Source organism: Candidatus Nitrososphaera gargensis Ga9.2 (genome assembly GCF_000303155.1).
In the GTDB taxonomy this organism is placed as follows: Archaea; Thermoproteota; Nitrososphaeria; order Nitrososphaerales; family Nitrososphaeraceae; genus Nitrososphaera; species Nitrososphaera gargensis.
Map to the genome: position 1 here is coordinate 859,159 of NC_018719.1, position 14,005 is coordinate 873,163.

Annotated in this window: 16 protein-coding genes; 8 read left to right on the top strand and 8 right to left on the bottom strand. The window is 50.5% G+C overall.

The features are described 5' to 3' along the window. Window positions 1-31 precede the first annotated feature (31 nt). On the top strand, window positions 32-1,087 hold the full coding sequence (locus tag NGAR_RS05020) for an FxLYD domain-containing protein (RefSeq protein ID WP_015018583.1): 1,056 nt from the start codon (window positions 32-34) through the stop codon (window positions 1,085-1,087). Here NGAR_RS05020 and coaBC read toward each other — a convergent pair. Genes coaBC through NGAR_RS05040 form a run of 4 tightly spaced genes read right to left on the bottom strand, consistent with a single transcriptional unit; the run spans window position 1,040 to window position 4,834 of the window. Next, on the bottom strand, window positions 1,040-2,305 hold the full coding sequence (coaBC, locus tag NGAR_RS05025; RefSeq protein ID WP_228369298.1) for a bifunctional phosphopantothenoylcysteine decarboxylase/phosphopantothenate--cysteine ligase CoaBC: 1,266 nt from the start codon (window positions 2,303-2,305) through the stop codon (window positions 1,040-1,042). The two genes, NGAR_RS05020 and coaBC, sit on opposite strands and share 48 nt — an antisense overlap. 2 nt (window positions 2,306-2,307) lie before the next feature. Then, window positions 2,308-3,138: a 3-methyl-2-oxobutanoate hydroxymethyltransferase gene (panB, locus tag NGAR_RS05030; RefSeq protein WP_015018585.1), complete on the bottom strand. Its 831-nt coding sequence runs from the start codon at window positions 3,136-3,138 to the stop codon at window positions 2,308-2,310. A gap of 19 nt (window positions 3,139-3,157) precedes the next feature. Then, on the bottom strand, window positions 3,158-3,907 hold the full coding sequence (locus tag NGAR_RS05035) for a 4-phosphopantoate--beta-alanine ligase (RefSeq protein WP_015018586.1): 750 nt from the start codon (window positions 3,905-3,907) through the stop codon (window positions 3,158-3,160). Window positions 3,908-3,910: 3 nt separating this feature from the next. Further along, a complete protein-coding gene (locus tag NGAR_RS05040) occupies window positions 3,911-4,834 on the bottom strand; it encodes a pantoate kinase (RefSeq protein ID WP_187147671.1) in 924 nt (307 codons plus the stop codon). A gap of 71 nt (window positions 4,835-4,905) precedes the next feature. Here NGAR_RS05040 and NGAR_RS05045 point away from each other — a divergent pair, with 71 nt between their 5' ends. Together NGAR_RS05045 and NGAR_RS05050 are read left to right on the top strand one after the other, a co-directional pair. After that, a complete protein-coding gene (locus NGAR_RS05045; RefSeq protein WP_015018588.1) occupies window positions 4,906-5,910 on the top strand; it encodes a phosphate signaling complex PhoU family protein in 1,005 nt (334 codons plus the stop codon). A gap of 27 nt (window positions 5,911-5,937) precedes the next feature. Beyond that, window positions 5,938-6,255: a patatin-like phospholipase family protein gene (locus tag NGAR_RS05050; protein WP_015018589.1), complete on the top strand. Its 318-nt coding sequence runs from the start codon at window positions 5,938-5,940 to the stop codon at window positions 6,253-6,255. Here the strand turns inward: NGAR_RS05050 and NGAR_RS05055 are convergent. Next, on the bottom strand, window positions 6,236-7,453 hold the full coding sequence (locus tag NGAR_RS05055) for a hypothetical protein (RefSeq protein ID WP_015017779.1): 1,218 nt from the start codon (window positions 7,451-7,453) through the stop codon (window positions 6,236-6,238). The genes NGAR_RS05050 and NGAR_RS05055 overlap by 20 nt on opposite strands. On the opposite strand from NGAR_RS05055, the gene NGAR_RS05060 reads away from it, so the two are divergent. Further along, window positions 7,401-8,432 carry a patatin-like phospholipase domain-containing protein gene (locus NGAR_RS05060; RefSeq protein ID WP_148681014.1) on the top strand — a complete coding sequence of 344 codons (1,032 nt, stop codon included), beginning with the start codon at window positions 7,401-7,403 and terminating at the stop codon, window positions 8,430-8,432. The two genes, NGAR_RS05055 and NGAR_RS05060, sit on opposite strands and share 53 nt — an antisense overlap. Here the strand turns inward: NGAR_RS05060 and mvk are convergent. The 3 genes from mvk to rpsB are packed head-to-tail and all read right to left on the bottom strand — an operon-like array spanning window position 8,429 to window position 10,841. Continuing rightward, entirely contained in the window at window positions 8,429-9,409 is a 981-nt protein-coding gene (mvk, locus tag NGAR_RS05065; RefSeq protein ID WP_015018591.1) for a mevalonate kinase, read from the bottom strand. The two genes, NGAR_RS05060 and mvk, sit on opposite strands and share 4 nt — an antisense overlap. Next, a complete protein-coding gene (locus NGAR_RS05070; RefSeq protein ID WP_015018592.1) occupies window positions 9,406-10,254 on the bottom strand; it encodes an MEMO1 family protein in 849 nt (282 codons plus the stop codon). Before NGAR_RS05070 ends, mvk begins: the two co-directional genes overlap by 4 nt. Next, window positions 10,251-10,841 carry a 30S ribosomal protein S2 gene (gene rpsB / locus NGAR_RS05075; protein ID WP_407637199.1) on the bottom strand — a complete coding sequence of 197 codons (591 nt, stop codon included), beginning with the start codon at window positions 10,839-10,841 and terminating at the stop codon, window positions 10,251-10,253. Before rpsB ends, NGAR_RS05070 begins: the two co-directional genes overlap by 4 nt. A 367-nt stretch (window positions 10,842-11,208) precedes the next feature. Here rpsB and NGAR_RS05080 point away from each other — a divergent pair, with 367 nt between their 5' ends. The 4 genes from NGAR_RS05080 (at window position 11,209) to NGAR_RS05095 (ending at window position 13,997) form a co-directional block, all read left to right on the top strand. Then, on the top strand, window positions 11,209-12,354 hold the full coding sequence (locus tag NGAR_RS05080; protein WP_015018594.1) for a TolB family protein: 1,146 nt from the start codon (window positions 11,209-11,211) through the stop codon (window positions 12,352-12,354). Window positions 12,355-12,628: 274 nt separating this feature from the next. After that, entirely contained in the window at window positions 12,629-12,868 is a 240-nt protein-coding gene (locus NGAR_RS05085; protein ID WP_015018595.1) for a hypothetical protein, read from the top strand. Window positions 12,869-13,361: 493 nt separating this feature from the next. Beyond that, window positions 13,362-13,730: a hypothetical protein gene (locus tag NGAR_RS05090; RefSeq protein WP_148681015.1), complete on the top strand. Its 369-nt coding sequence runs from the start codon at window positions 13,362-13,364 to the stop codon at window positions 13,728-13,730. Window positions 13,731-13,748: 18 nt separating this feature from the next. After that, window positions 13,749-13,997 carry a hypothetical protein gene (locus NGAR_RS05095; RefSeq protein WP_015018597.1) on the top strand — a complete coding sequence of 83 codons (249 nt, stop codon included), beginning with the start codon at window positions 13,749-13,751 and terminating at the stop codon, window positions 13,995-13,997. Window positions 13,998-14,005 lie beyond the last annotated feature (8 nt).

Sequence of the window (14,005 nt, forward strand, 5' to 3'; positions counted from 1 at the left end):
TAAAGAGCGGGCCAGCTTATCAGACAGTAAAATGAGGATCATTGCCATGCTTGCCGTCTTGGCGATCCTTGGTTTTACTCCTACTGCTTTTGCGCAGCTGTCTGAACAAGAGCTTGATTTTTACCCTGCATTTCCAACAGATAAAAACGAAGTCACGGCGATCATTTCACTAACAACCGGGACGCCATGTGAAAAGGTGGAATCACAGGGCCATGAACTTGATGGCAACAACCTATCGATAAATGTGCGAATAGTCCCGCCACCACCTGATACTTCGTGCGCGCAGGTGGTAACGCAGCACGTGCTAGAGCAGGACATCGGCCGGCTTGAAGCAGGGACATATGCTGTACAACTTTATGTTGACGGTACGCCGAGAGCAAGTGCAACGCTCCATGTGAGCGCCGATGATGTTGCAATCCTTTCAACCGGCAAATACACTGATGATCAGGGAGATATCAATCTCGTAGGTGAGGTGCAAAATGTTGCCGATCATCCAGTCAAGCTTGTGCAGATTGGCGTCTTGTTTTTTGAAGAAGACGACGGAGCATTGGTAAAAGAACAGAAAAAAATCTACACCATGATGGCACTCATTATGCCAAACAGGACATCCGGCTTTAGCCTCGGTCTTGGCAGCGATTTGCAGGACAATGCATACTCTGTTAACATAACGTCTTTCTCTGTAGAAGACAAGCCTGTAGAAAGAGGGTTGATGCTTGTAGTAGAGCCGGCTCTTGGCAGCGATGGCTATGGCGTGGTCGGGGGCCACGTGCTCAATAGGGCGGATCACGATGCTACGCAGGTCAAGGTCGTGTGCGCTATTTACGACGATGATGGAAATGTGGTCGATTCGATATTTGGCTACACCAATCCCGACACGATACCGCCAAGGCAGACTGCGCCGTTTAGCATCCTAACCCATAGCAAGATATCGCAAGGGTTTACGACAAGCTGCAACGCCGAGTCCATCGAGCTGGCGATAGAAGAGGTGCAAGTCGTGCCCGAGTTTTCAGCCATTGACGCAGTTGTTGTTGCCGGAGCGTCACTTGCGGCCGTCCTTGCCGTTAACAGACTGCGCAACAAGCTCTAGCAGCTTCCTTGCTATTGCTTGCTTGCTCTCAAGCCTCAGGTGGACGACCCTCTTCTTCTTGTCGACAATAAACACTTGGTTCTTGTCTGAACCAGCTTCAGAGCCCTTCCTGCCAAGATCGTTTGCAACCACGATATCGGCGTCCGATTCATGCAGCTTTTTGTACGCCTTTTCGACCAGCACAGAATCAGGAACGTCATAGTCTGCCTTGAACGCGACAAGGAACGTGCCCTTGCTTCTTTTTTTCACTTCATCGATTATTTTCCTTGTGGCGACAAGCGACAGTTCCATCCTGCCCGCCCTGGTGTCGAGCTTTTTCTCTGACTTTCTGGCAGGCGTAAAGTCGGCAACAGCGGCGGCCATTATCGCAATGTCGTACTTCTTGGATGACAGCTCTGAAATTACAGCTCTGTACATCTCTTCGCTTGTGTTCACGCGCACTGCTTTTTCGTCTGCCGGCTCGCTTCCGTGCCCGTAGACAAGCGTGACGTCTGCGCCCATGCGCTCTGCCTCATGCGCTATCGCAATTCCCATCTTGCCTGAACTCGTGTTGGTCACGATTCTTATGGGGTCGATGTGCTCAACCGTGCTTCCGGCTGTCACGAGCACACGCTTGCCGGCCAGCGGCCTGCCGCCGGACAAGATTGCAACAGCGGCATCGAGAACCTGCCGAGGCTCGGCCACCTTTGCCTTACCCTCCTCCATCGTGGGCTCGACAAACGTGATGTGCCCTCTCAACCTGTCAATGTTTTGCCGTATGAACTTGTTCTCATACATTGCCTCGTGCATTGCAGGCGCGATGATTATCGGGATCTTGCTGCCAAGCGCGACGCTGAGCACAGACGTGACAGGCGTGTCATCGATGCCGGCTACCATCTTGCCAAGTGTGTTTGCCGTGCATGGGTAGACGATGATCAGGTCTGACATGCCATAGTCTGCAAGCATGACATGCTCCAAGTTCCCTGTCAGCTTTGTGACTACGTCGTTGCCGGTGGCCCATTTCATCATCTCTAGATGAAGGAGCGTCGACGCCGTCGACTCGGTCATGACTGCGTGCACGTCTGCGCCATGGCGCATCAAGAGCCGCGCAAGGTCGATCGCGCGGTAGGCAGCCACGCTGCCGGTAATGCAGAGTACTATTTTCTTACCGCCAAGCTCGTTTCCGTCGCTTCCAACGATGTCCTTTGACGGATGGCTTCCTCGTTTTACCCTCATCATCTTCACTTCTTTCTCGCCTTCCTAAATCTGTCAAGCTCTTCAGGGCTCATGTGGAAAGTGTTCGACCCTTCTGGGAACTTGCCTTCTTTGACCTCGCGGGTATAGCTTGCAACAGCATCAAATATCGACTTGCTCAATTCGGAGTACCTCTTCACAAACTTCGGCTTGATGTCTTCATAGATGCCAAGCATATCATGGAGCACCAGCACCTGCCCGTCGCATCCTACGCCAGAGCCTATGCCTATGGTTGGCACTGTCACGCTCTTTGTTATTTCATCTGCAACTTCGCTTGCGACCATCTCTAGCACAATGCTAAAGACGCCTGCCTTCTCAAGCGCCTTGGCGTCTTGCACCAACTTCATCGCAGATACCTTTGTCCTGCCCTGGAGCCTGTAACCTTCCCAGAGCGACGACGTCTGCGGCTTTAATCCGATGTGGCCCATCACCGGTATGCCTGCGTCCACTATTGCCTTTATCGTGCCAATGATCTCAGAGCCGCCTTCCAGCTTTACTGCGTCGCAGCCTGCCTTGATCAGCTGCACCGCGTTTTCAACTGCTACACTCGCGCTTGGCTGGTATGATCCAAATGGCATGTCGCCCACTATCATGGCGCGCTTGGCTCCCCTTGCCACGGCGCCGCAAAACATCGTCATTTCGGGCATGCCGACTGGCACCGTATTTGGATATCCAAGCACTACCATGCCGGCGCTGTCGCCAACGAGCAACACGTCCACGCCCGCCCTGTCGCATATCAGTGAAGTGGAATAGTCGTACGCTGTCAGGACTGAGATCTTTTCCATCCCTTTCATTGCAACGATGTCGTTTACGCTCACCTTTTTCTTGGCCTGTATCTCATATCACTCCCCTGATGATCTTCAAAGATTCTCGCAGGTTCTTTTTGTTGTCAAAGCCGTCCACGATTCTCTTGAGCGATTTGCTGCCATTGAGCTGGTGCGCCGCTTCTGCCAACGCCGGCATGGCCCTTACAATATTGTCGACGATCGTAATGTGAGCGGCCTTAGCCGTTCTAGAAAGAGGGTTGAGGTCAATTGTAATCACTTTTTTGCCCATCTTGACAAGGGCCTCGGTCCTGTCGCCGTCTTCAAGAGGTACAAACACCGTGTCTGCACTGTAGATGCCGTCTGGGTCGACGCGCCGGCGCTCGCTCTGAAGCTCTGGGATCGTTGCCGACGCTCTTGAGCCGACACCAAGAACATTCTCTGCACCGTGCGTTTCAAGCTCGGCCTTGATCGCCCGCTCGCGCTCTTCTGTCCTGTAAAAGAGATTGATCTCGATTGCGGCGCCAGTAGCCTTTGCAAGCTCAACTATTGCTCCCGGGCAGAGCGCAGCAGCGTTGCCGTTCACAGAGATGACTGGGTGCCTTGAGAGCAGGAGCATGGCTGCGGCCGCCTTGATCGCCCGCTGCGCAGTTTTAGTGGTGCACTCGCCGATGAGGTAGTCATATGCCTCGCCTCTTCCGTGGGCGATGAGCCCCTCTGCCACGACCAGGCCGCGCCTGTAGCCATCGACCAGTGCCTCGCGGGTGTGGAGAGACTTGGCGCGAGGGTGGTTTGGCGGTATCGAAATGCGGTTTACGTGCAATTCCTACAGCACTCTGGCCCCGTTGCTGTCGACATTGCAGACAAGAAGCGTGCCTCCAAAGCCCTTGAGAGCGTCCCTTGCCTGCTTTGACCTTGTCTGCGGCACAAGTGTAAACACCGTCTGGCCAAACAGCGCAACGCTCGATTCTATGCCCAATGCTTTGAGGGCGGCAATAGGTTCCTTACACTTGCCTTCCGTCAGGCCAAGCGTTTCTGCAAACTCGTGGGACATCCTTAGAAACTCGTCCACACTTCTTGATTTTGATAATTTACTCAGCATGACGCCGCCAAGGCCGTTTATCTCGTCCATCATGTTTGTGAGAAACGACTTCGTGGAAATAGGAGCGAGGCAAAGCACGACCGCCTTGTAATAATTCTCTAGATCGATCTTAACGACTGACCCGACGCCCGGCGCCCCTGCGCCGGTGCGCATTTCAAAGCCGCCGGCAAACTCGGCAATCACCGTGCCAAGACCGGTCTTGCAGGCAATCTCTGCGTGGTGCGCTATCTGTGCCGCTTGGGTCCTACTGAGACTTGCGTCAAGCGCTTCATTGAGCGCATATGAAAGGCTGAGAGCCGCTGCCCCGCTTGAGCCGAGACCAAAGCCAACAGGGATTCCAATGTCATGCTCAACATTCACAAAATATGGTCTGTCAGCAAGTTTGAGGTATTCTTCGACTACCCACTTTGACACATCGACATTGCTGGAGCGAACGCCATTGATTGAGATCTGGTAATCGGTTGTGGCGCTTTCGTAGACGTACGCCGTCGTGGAGATGCCTCTGTCTATGGAAAAGCCGGCGCCCTTTGATCCCTTGTGGAGAAAGTGAGAATAACTGCCGTAGGGTATCTCGAAAAAGCCAGTTATGTGGCCGGGGCTGAATGCCTTGGCCACAGCTACGGGCGCTGCAACCAGCGCTGATGCCATACGATTGTTTATAAGTCGCATAAAATATAAAAATAATGTTTAATTAGTTTAAATGGGTATAAACATACAATATGCCAAGGTACGCAAGGCGCCTGCAAAAGATCGGAAGCAGCATCCTCATATCGCTGCCAAGCCAGTGGGTCAAGAGCAACAACCTGAAGAAGGGCAGCATAGTGCCGGTCGATATCAACCGCGACAACTCGATCTCGATATTTCCTTCAGAGGACATGGCAGACGAGGCAAAGGAGGTGACAATTCCGTATTCGCCGGCGTCGATGGATACGCTCGTCAGCCAGGTATACGGCGCGTACCTGCTCGGGTACGATATGATTCGCATCAAGGCAAACTCGCAGATTTCGTTTGAAGACACTGACAGAGTCAAAAAGGCCATGCGCAAGCTCGTCGGGCTTGAAATAGTGGATGAAGATGGCTTCCACATTTCCGCCCAGTTCCTGCTCGATGCAAACACGTTAGACGCAGAAAAGATACTGCGGCGTATGAGCGCCATAGTCGCCGGCATGTACCGCGACCTGCTTGAAGCCATAAGGTCAAAGGAGAACAGCATCCGCAGGGTGATAAGCGGCAGGGACGACGAAGTAGACAGGCAGTACTTTTTGCTGGTCAGGCTCATCCGCAGTGCCATGATGGATCAAAAGCTGGCAGGCAAGCTCAACCTTAGCAACATTGACATCTTGGACTACAGGATTGCCGCCAACCTTCTGGAGAGCGCTGGCGACTATATTGTCGACCTTGCAGACACGATACAGGACTTTTCCAAGATCAGGATCGTGGATGAAATTGCCGAAGCCGGCGCGCTCGTGGAAAGGATGCAGGAAAAGTCAGTCGCCGCGTTTGTGAGCAAGAACAGGGCAGAGTCAAACGTGGTCGTTAAGACGTATGATAAGTTCAACGAGATCTTAAACTCGATCAAGAACAGCACAGAATCGAAAAACCCGGAATCTGCAATCGCAGTACTCAACCTGACTTATTCGATGGACAAGATCGCACGCTGCTGGGTCGATGTCGCGGACCTAGTCAAGCCTGTGCACTTGACAGCGCCACTCAAAAACGCATAATTACAAAAAGCGACCATCTCACCCCATATGGTCCGCGATCACGGTATAGAAAACGTCCTGGTACTGCAGGGAGGTGGCTCGCTTGGAGCATTTAGCTGCGGGGTATTCAAGGCATTTGCAGAAAGGAACATCAACATAGAAATCCTCGCCGGCACATCAATTGGAGGGATAAACGCTGCAATAATCGCTGGCAGCAAGGACAGACACCCTGAAGTTGCATTGGAGCAGTTCTGGCTAGAGCTCGCTGAAACTTCAGTCGATCTGACGCCGCGCTGGGAGCCGCCGATCGATAATGAATCGGGAAGCTATTATCAGTACCTGGCAATTAGCCACCATCAATTATAACTGACCTGCTGTTTTTGATCTGTACCGAGTACACCGCGCCGTATTTCTGCTCCAGTCCCAGCCGCAGAAAAAGCAGCATATGAAAGTACGTAAATTCTGCATCGTATCTTCTCCCGTACCTTCCGCGCGTCGCCTTGCTGAGGTACTGCCACTTGATGTACACCCACTCATTCTGTATAACAAGCGATGCCAGAACATAGAGGAAGCGCAGTGCTGGACTCCTGGATGACGTCCTGGCCCTGCTCTTTCCCATCGCCCTGTATGACGATTCTATGCCAAATCTCCTCCGGTACTCGTCAAACATCCGCCCTACCGGGATATTGACAAGGCCTGCGGCATAGTACATGTACTGGACGCCGCGTTTCTTCCTGTACCTTTTCTTCCGGTATTTGGCAACGGCATACAGCCTGAATGTGCATTTCTCGCCGGTGGCAGAATCTGTCATTTCGCAGTCCGGTACGACGAAACTATCCCTTCTTTTCCGGGTCAGTCTGGATAACGTGCCGCCTTTCCTGCCTCTTGGAAAAGCGGCTATGATGTACGGGATACGCATGGAATTGAGGTAGCTCATTACAGCTGCTGTAAAGAACCCCTTGTCAAGGAACAGGCATTTTATCACGATGCTCGCCTTCTGTACCTCTGCAAGCAGGTACCTGACTACTCCAACCAGTGCTTCCCCCTCCCGGATGTACCTGGTGGCCAAGGTGAACCTCCTTCCATGGAGCATCACGTAGGCGCTGGCGTACGTGAAAAAGTGGGTCGTGCCGCTCCTGGCCCTGCCGCGTCTGACATCCCCCTCATTCTCAGGCTCGCCGTGGTAGGGAACGTCTGTCATGTCGATGGCTATGTCGACAGCTCGATTGTGCAGGGTCTCCGCCACCCTTTTCTGCAGCAGCCTGTTGGCGGCCGACTGAATCCACGAAATGTCAATCTTGGACACGTGGTACTGGACATCCCTCCTGGACGGGGTGCTGGCCAGAGTACAGCAGGCTTGTGTTATGGATGTCCCACCGGTACAGGCATAGACCACAGAATTTGCTATATCGACTACTGAATACCGCCTTTTTCTGAAATCGGCTGGCCTGAAGACTGGCAGCAGTACGTTTACTGCATTACCAAGTACTCTCTCATGTGTCAAAAAATGTTTGTCGGTAGGTTCTTGGGTAAATGTACCGCACTGGATTGGCAGGGTTCTCACAAACCATGCGTCTCTGGTGGCAGCTTTAGCTGTTGCCAGGGACGCCCTTCAACAATCGACTAAAAAGCTGCTCACAAACTCGTTATTGCCAAGTACTGATTATAGTCAATATTACCAGCGGGCAAGCGTATCGCTCAGGCATGCGCTATCATTCTACAGCTCGGCAGTGTATGGCAACAATATCATGTTTCTGCCGCGCTGGTTGCCCGGATATGCCGCTACCGATCCGCAGTATTTTCGGCCAGACCGGTGGACCTACATTTACGATCATTCGCCGCTGGTGTCAACGCTTGAAAAGTACATCGATTACTCCAAGCTCAGGCCGGGAGGCAACCCAAATGCGCGGCTGATAATAACCGCAGTAAACGTCCTGACTGCGGAGCCGCTTACCTTTGACAGCACGCGCCAACCGATAACGATCAAGCACCTGCTTGGCACATCTGGCTACCCGCTGTACGGCTTTCCTTGGGTTGAGGTGGAAAAGGGGCTATATGCATGGGACGGGAGCCTGCTTAGCAACACTCCTCTGAGAGAAGCCATAGATGCGGCGCCGACTGTCGACAAACGCGTCTTTATCGTCGAAAACTATCCAAAGAAGATTGAAAGGCTGCCGCAGAACCTGCCAGAAGTGTACCACCGGGCGCGTGACATTATGTTCAGCGACAAGACTGCGCACAACATAAAGATGTCAAAGGCTATAACGCGGTACCTGCAATTCATCGAGGAGCTGTATGAAATAGTGGAAAGCAACCTCGAAGTCTGCAAAATAGACAAGCAAATACTGGAAAACATACGCCACAAATACCAGAAAATAATCAAAGAGCATGGGGCAGAAATCAAGAAAATAGCCTATATCACAAGGGAAGAGCGGTTCCCCTACCTTTACGAAAACACCGATTTTTCGCCCGCCGGAATAAAGAACCTGATAAAAGAGGGCGAGTCAAAGACAAGACAGGTACTGCAGAAAATAGGGATCTAGATCAAACCTTTGCGATCTATTTCCACTTCAAATGATTCATAGCCTGCTGCCCTCGCACGGGCCGCTATTCTCGCGCTATCTTGCTTGGTGGCTGCAAGCGCTATCACTGCCCCGCCACCGCCGGCGCCTGTTATCTTTGCCCCAAGCGCGCCGGCCTTGCCGCATATGTCTATCAGGTCGTCAACCTTATAGTGCGAAACCCCGATCTGGCGCAGGATGGCCTGGTTTTCATTCATAAGAGTGCCCAGCTTGTCGCGCCTGCCAGACACCATCGCGCTCTGCGCCTGTGTGCAAATGTCGGCGGCTTGCTTTGCAAGGTTCTGGAAGAGCGATTCGTTTCTCTCCTTGAATCTCATGACGCCCGCCACAAGGTCGCCGGTGGAATGCCTGACCCCTGTGCTTGCAACCACGAGCGCAAGCCCGCCTTTTGACCTTATCTCTTTGAAGCCTTTTGCCTTGCTGCTGTAGTGTATCAGCCCGCCAAACGTGCTGATGTAGCAGTCCGCACCGGAGGAGTTTTTGTGGATCAGGCGTTCGGACTCGATCGCCATTTCGCATATCTTGTGCCTGCTTGGCTTTTTCTGAAAGAGCGAGTTCACTGCAGCCACAGTGGCAACACATGCCGCCGCAGACGACCCAAGCCCAATGCCTGGCGGCACATCGGAAGAAATGGCTACCTTTATTCCTGTCCTTTTGCCCCTTGCCACAAGGACCTGCGTGATTGCGCTATGAAGCGGGTCCAAGGCCGACCTTGCCTCCGTGCCGCCTTCAATTGCCTTGAAGCCAGAGCTACTGTATTCGCCGGCCAGCCCTATGTCAGACCTGATGACTATTTTATCTTCTTTGTCTATTGTGCGGGCGTCAACTGTTATGCGCCTGTTTATCGATGCCAGAATGGCCGGGTTGCCATAGACTACAAAGTGCTCTCCAAACAGGATTACCTTGGCCGGTGCAGACGCCCTCCCGCCCTTTGTCATATGAACACTATCGAAGAATACCCCACTACCGCGCTGGTGTCCCCGGTGATGTCTCCGCTTGTAGCATACTTTAACAGCTCGCCTCTGGTGGCTCCAAGGTTCTTTGCCGCGACCATCATTGTTGCGATCGCCCCGTAGCCGCAGGCAGAAACATCCAGCCTCTCAAGGACTGCATAAAACTTGTTAACGTCAAGGGCAAGGATGGCCTTTATCAGCTCGGCGTCCTTCCTGTGTGCCTCATTGTTTGGCTCATAGTGCGTAAAGTCGGACGACGCGATGAGCAGCGTGGAATCGGCGACCCTTTTCTCGACAATGGTTTCAGATATCGCGTTTCCCAAGTCATAGGCAGTCTCGCTCCGCTGAGAGACAAGCACTATTGGCACGATCCGAAAATCCTGCTTGATGTACTGCAGGAACGGCAGCTGGACTTCAAGGCAGTGGTCGCGGCTGTGGGCAAAGTTGTCAAAATCAAGCGTGGACGACCTTGCCGCGATCCCTTCTGCCAGCTCTGAGTTTACCTTGACCTCGCCCAGCGGTGTTTCCCATTCGCCCTCCTTCATGGCAGCGACCCATGACCCGATCCCATAGTGGTTTGGGCCCACCATTATGACATCTTGAAAGTTGATTGATGAAACTTCGTAAAAGCCATTTGCGGCGACTGCGCCAGAGTAAACATAGCCGGCGTGGGGAGACACAATGCCGTAGATCCTGCGTTTGTTGGCGGAAGGCGGGGCCCTGCCGGGTCCAAAGCGCTGGTTGCGAAAAGATTCGTCGACAAGCCCCCTCAGCTCTCGGGGGTTGTCGGGATAAAACATGCCGGCGACTGCTGGCGCCCTTTTTGTCAAGATACTTCCTCGACTAACTTTGTCTCAAAGTCGTCGATTGAAGCCTTTTCCAGCATTTCGCTGTCGGACTTGATCGCTCCCTGCTTCTTGAGGACTTCTCTTGCAAGGAGCCAGTACACAGTGGCCAGAGCCTTGCGTCCTCTGTTGTTTGCGGGTATCACCAAGTCGACCTTTGAAGTGACGTTGTCGCTGTTGGCAATCGCAATGACTGGCACTCCTGCCCTTGTGGCTTCAAGGACTGCCTGCTGGTCAGCCTGCGGGTCGGTCACTACCACTATTTCCGGCTCCATGTAGTTGGGAAGCGACGGGTTGGTGAACGTGCCGGGCATAAACCGGCCCAGAATCTGGGTTGCGCCTGTCAGCTCGCAGAACTTTTCCACCGGGGTCTTGCCGTATTCGCGGGCAGAAGTCACGGCAACCTTGGAGATGTTTGCCCTGCCGATGAACTTGGCGGCAACGTCGACCCTTGCCAGAGTCTTGCTGATGTCAAGGATGTATAGGCCCTCGGGGTTGGCCTTGACAATGAACGGTGCCATGAACTTTGTCTTGACCGGGGTGCCCACGCGGATTCCTGTGGAAAGTATCATCTTTTCTAAATTATCGGTATCAATTGCCTCCTGACCCTCTTGGGTTTCAACCGGCGCAGAGTCTGACAGTGGTGCTTCCTCGTCTATCCCTGCACTCGTTTTATCATCAATATCGTCAGGGCGATCTTTAGGATTACTCATATCACGTAGAGGTCAGTCGGCCATACCTTCTATTAAATCATTCCTTGGAGGTAGGCAGCCACACTATTAGAAAATCAATCACCTCAACAATGATTTACAGAGTGCGCAAGTGCAGATAGAACCGACTTGTGTTTAAGTCTTTGGAGAAGGATAGAATAGAATAGCCAAAGGCTCAAAAGCAACCTACTAATGTTATTGTCAAGGGAATGGCGGTAGTAGTCAGCTGATGATGCCAGTAATTGCAAAGATAGGGCTTGCTATCACTTCTTTTCTAATGCTGTTCCTTTCTTTATTCTTGACAGCTGCCTTTGACTCTCACGCTTTTACACAAACACAAGAAGCACCTATGAATTATTTCAAGGCAGAAGGAGTTGTCACTGAGATTGACGTATCAGAAATGCAATCTGAGATAGTATCACCAACAGGCAACGATGATGATCATAACAGGACATACTTTGAATTGCACGATTGGGATTCTCAATCAGGAAAGGTGCTCTTTACCTCCGGCCAATTTATCGGGATAATGAACGCCAATGCAACAGATATTCAAAAAATCATTTTGCCATCTGAGTTGCACGATGAGCTTTGCTGGGAATGTAGCCCTGTAAGAAAAGCTCTATTCATCAACAACACAACAATCTATGCTCTAGCACAAAATAACCTTCTAATTTATGAAATTACTAATGATGCATTAGTCAATGCCGGACAGTACCAGCTAGCGGGTTCTATTACATCATTTGACATTATCAGACAGACAAATGGTGATAGCAGTAACAACAGCAGCGACACCAATTTCAACCTTGTACTTGTCGACTCATACTGTACACTGTGGCTATCCGACCCTCTTGGTAAGAAGATATCAAAGCTCTATGAAGCTCAAATGGCATCAGATTTTGCCGTCAGTCCTGATGGAAGAAAAATTGCCTTTGTAGTTAATGACAGTATTGAGGGGCATGTTTACTTGCACACGGTGCGATTAATCATATTGGATATTGAAAATAGCAGCAACAACAAAACACACCAAGTCTATGAAGAAATGACAGACACAACTCCAAACTGGATAAAATGGAGTCCAGATGGCAAATTGATTTTATTTCGAGAGGTTGGTGGCCGTCATAATCCCACTGCAACTCTTGAAGCTATAAGTACTGATGGTTCATATCGTGAGATACTTTATGGTGGACTAGATGCCCCAACAAGCTATGTTGTGAGCAAAGATGGCACTACAATTTTGATTGGTGTGTCTGCTTCAAAGCTTTACCGGCTAGATTTGGCACATCCTATTCCTGAATTTCATTCTCTTGCTCTTGTTATTGCAGCTTTGTCAATATCCAGCATTATTTTGGCGCACACATACATGAAAAACAGGTAGCCAAAGGCTCAAACAAATTGTCTACTTAAATTGTTCCCTGACAGAAAATAAAAACGGCCTGAAAAGGCGGATGCTATAAATCATTCATGCCCTCCAGTAAATCATTCCTTGGATGTAGGCAGCCACACTATTAGAAGATCAGTGACGATTAGAAACTGCGCAGGTTTAGATAGAGCACGCTTGCCTTTATGTTTTTAACAGTCCGCCCGCGGAAGAAAGAACCAAATTGTTTCAGCCAAAGGCTCAAAAGCGATGATACCTATCTATGATATGATTGGCAAACATGCTTGATGACTCTGCTAATGATGCAACTGACATAGATGCCAAGATTGCCTATCATCAAGAGATGGAGCACATTGCAATACAATCAGGTGATTTTACAAAGGCTGAGCACCACAGAAGGATGGAGGAACTTTATGTGAAGATGAAAAAGCAGCAGAATAGTAGCTCTGCACAAGCTGCTGCCAAAAAAGACAGAAGGGATTTAGAGCTAGCCAGGAAGAATAACAAGTAGTGGGATCTTTATTTCCTTATTTGACGTATGACAGAGTAGTGTGGTAGTAATAATTAGGCCACAAAAAGAACACCGGCCGAGTTCTCTCTTGTACAGGCTATTGATTAGTGCTTTTGGTGGCCTTTTGACTTATGGCATATTGTGGTCGATATATTTTCAGGATTATCAGTTGATGATTCAGTTGTCGATTGTGCTTGCTGGCTTTATTCCATTAATGGCGTTTATCTTATTGGCAAGTAGCGTTTAGAAACACAACAGACAAGAATAAGCATCCATACCAAGCAAGACCAAAGACTCTTGGAAGGCAATCAGAAATAAAACATTACCAAGGATAGCCAAAGACTCAAAAGAATATGCCCTAGAGGAAGAATACACAATGTTCTATATCTGCCATGCTGACCGTTGCCTAGTGTCCAAATAGGCTTTGCTTATGCCAACCAAAGTCATAATATTTGCAGTTGCAATTTCAGCCCTAATCCTAGGAGGAACTGTTATGGTATTTGGTTTGACAGCTTATTATAATAGCATTTCTAACGACGCTCAAACAGCTGCACCACCTCCACCTAAAGATCCTCATCTTCTTCTGCCAATAGCAGAAACAAAAGAAAACAGCGACAAAGAGGAGGAACAGCAACAGCAGCAACTGACAGGCAAACTGAGTCTATACATACTGCCACTTGACTATGGAGTGCGCTACCAATCAAGTGAAATAGTTTCCAGAATAGGCAATAGTCTGCTACCCAAGATAACGGCAGCTTATTACACCACATCAGGTGCTTCGCCGCAAGGGTCGCACACATTTGAAAGCGTGACATTGACTGAGCAGAATATCGCTGCTAACTTGAAGGCTGACGGTCTCTAGGCCGGCGAGAGAGTCAAAATGGCTATGTTTCAACCAGTAGATACCGTGAAGATACACATTGACCAGGATGTCAAAAAGCCTGATGGTACGCAAGTAACTATCGACGATATTAGGCCCGACTACTTATTTGGAAACGGCGTTACATGCTGCGGGTTCACACTAAAGGATGGAACAGACGTAGCAGCTGTTTTCTTCGTAGTAGACCAAGCTTATGACACACAGGTAAGAGCGATACTTGAAGATATCAAGACTGCAGTGGTGAGCTAGGCGCAATG

Coding starts and splice junctions, on each gene's coding strand:
- NGAR_RS05020 (WP_015018583.1), top strand. CDS start 32: ATGAGGATCATTGCCATGCTTGCCGTCTTGGCGATCCTTGGTTTTACT.
- coaBC (WP_228369298.1), bottom strand. CDS start 2,305: ATGATGAGGGTAAAACGAGGAAGCCATCCGTCAAAGGACATCGTTGGA.
- NGAR_RS05040 (WP_187147671.1), bottom strand. CDS start 4,834: ATGGCATCAGCGCTGGTTGCAGCGCCCGTAGCTGTGGCCAAGGCATTC.
- NGAR_RS05045 (WP_015018588.1), top strand. CDS start 4,906: ATGCCAAGGTACGCAAGGCGCCTGCAAAAGATCGGAAGCAGCATCCTC.
- NGAR_RS05050 (WP_015018589.1), top strand. CDS start 5,938: ATGGTCCGCGATCACGGTATAGAAAACGTCCTGGTACTGCAGGGAGGT.
- mvk (WP_015018591.1), bottom strand. CDS start 9,409: ATGACAAAGGGCGGGAGGGCGTCTGCACCGGCCAAGGTAATCCTGTTT.
- rpsB (WP_407637199.1), bottom strand. CDS start 10,841: ATGATACTTTCCACAGGAATCCGCGTGGGCACCCCGGTCAAGACAAAG.
- NGAR_RS05080 (WP_015018594.1), top strand. CDS start 11,209: ATGATGCCAGTAATTGCAAAGATAGGGCTTGCTATCACTTCTTTTCTA.
- NGAR_RS05090 (WP_148681015.1), top strand. CDS start 13,362: ATGGTATTTGGTTTGACAGCTTATTATAATAGCATTTCTAACGACGCT.
- NGAR_RS05095 (WP_015018597.1), top strand. CDS start 13,749: ATGGCTATGTTTCAACCAGTAGATACCGTGAAGATACACATTGACCAG.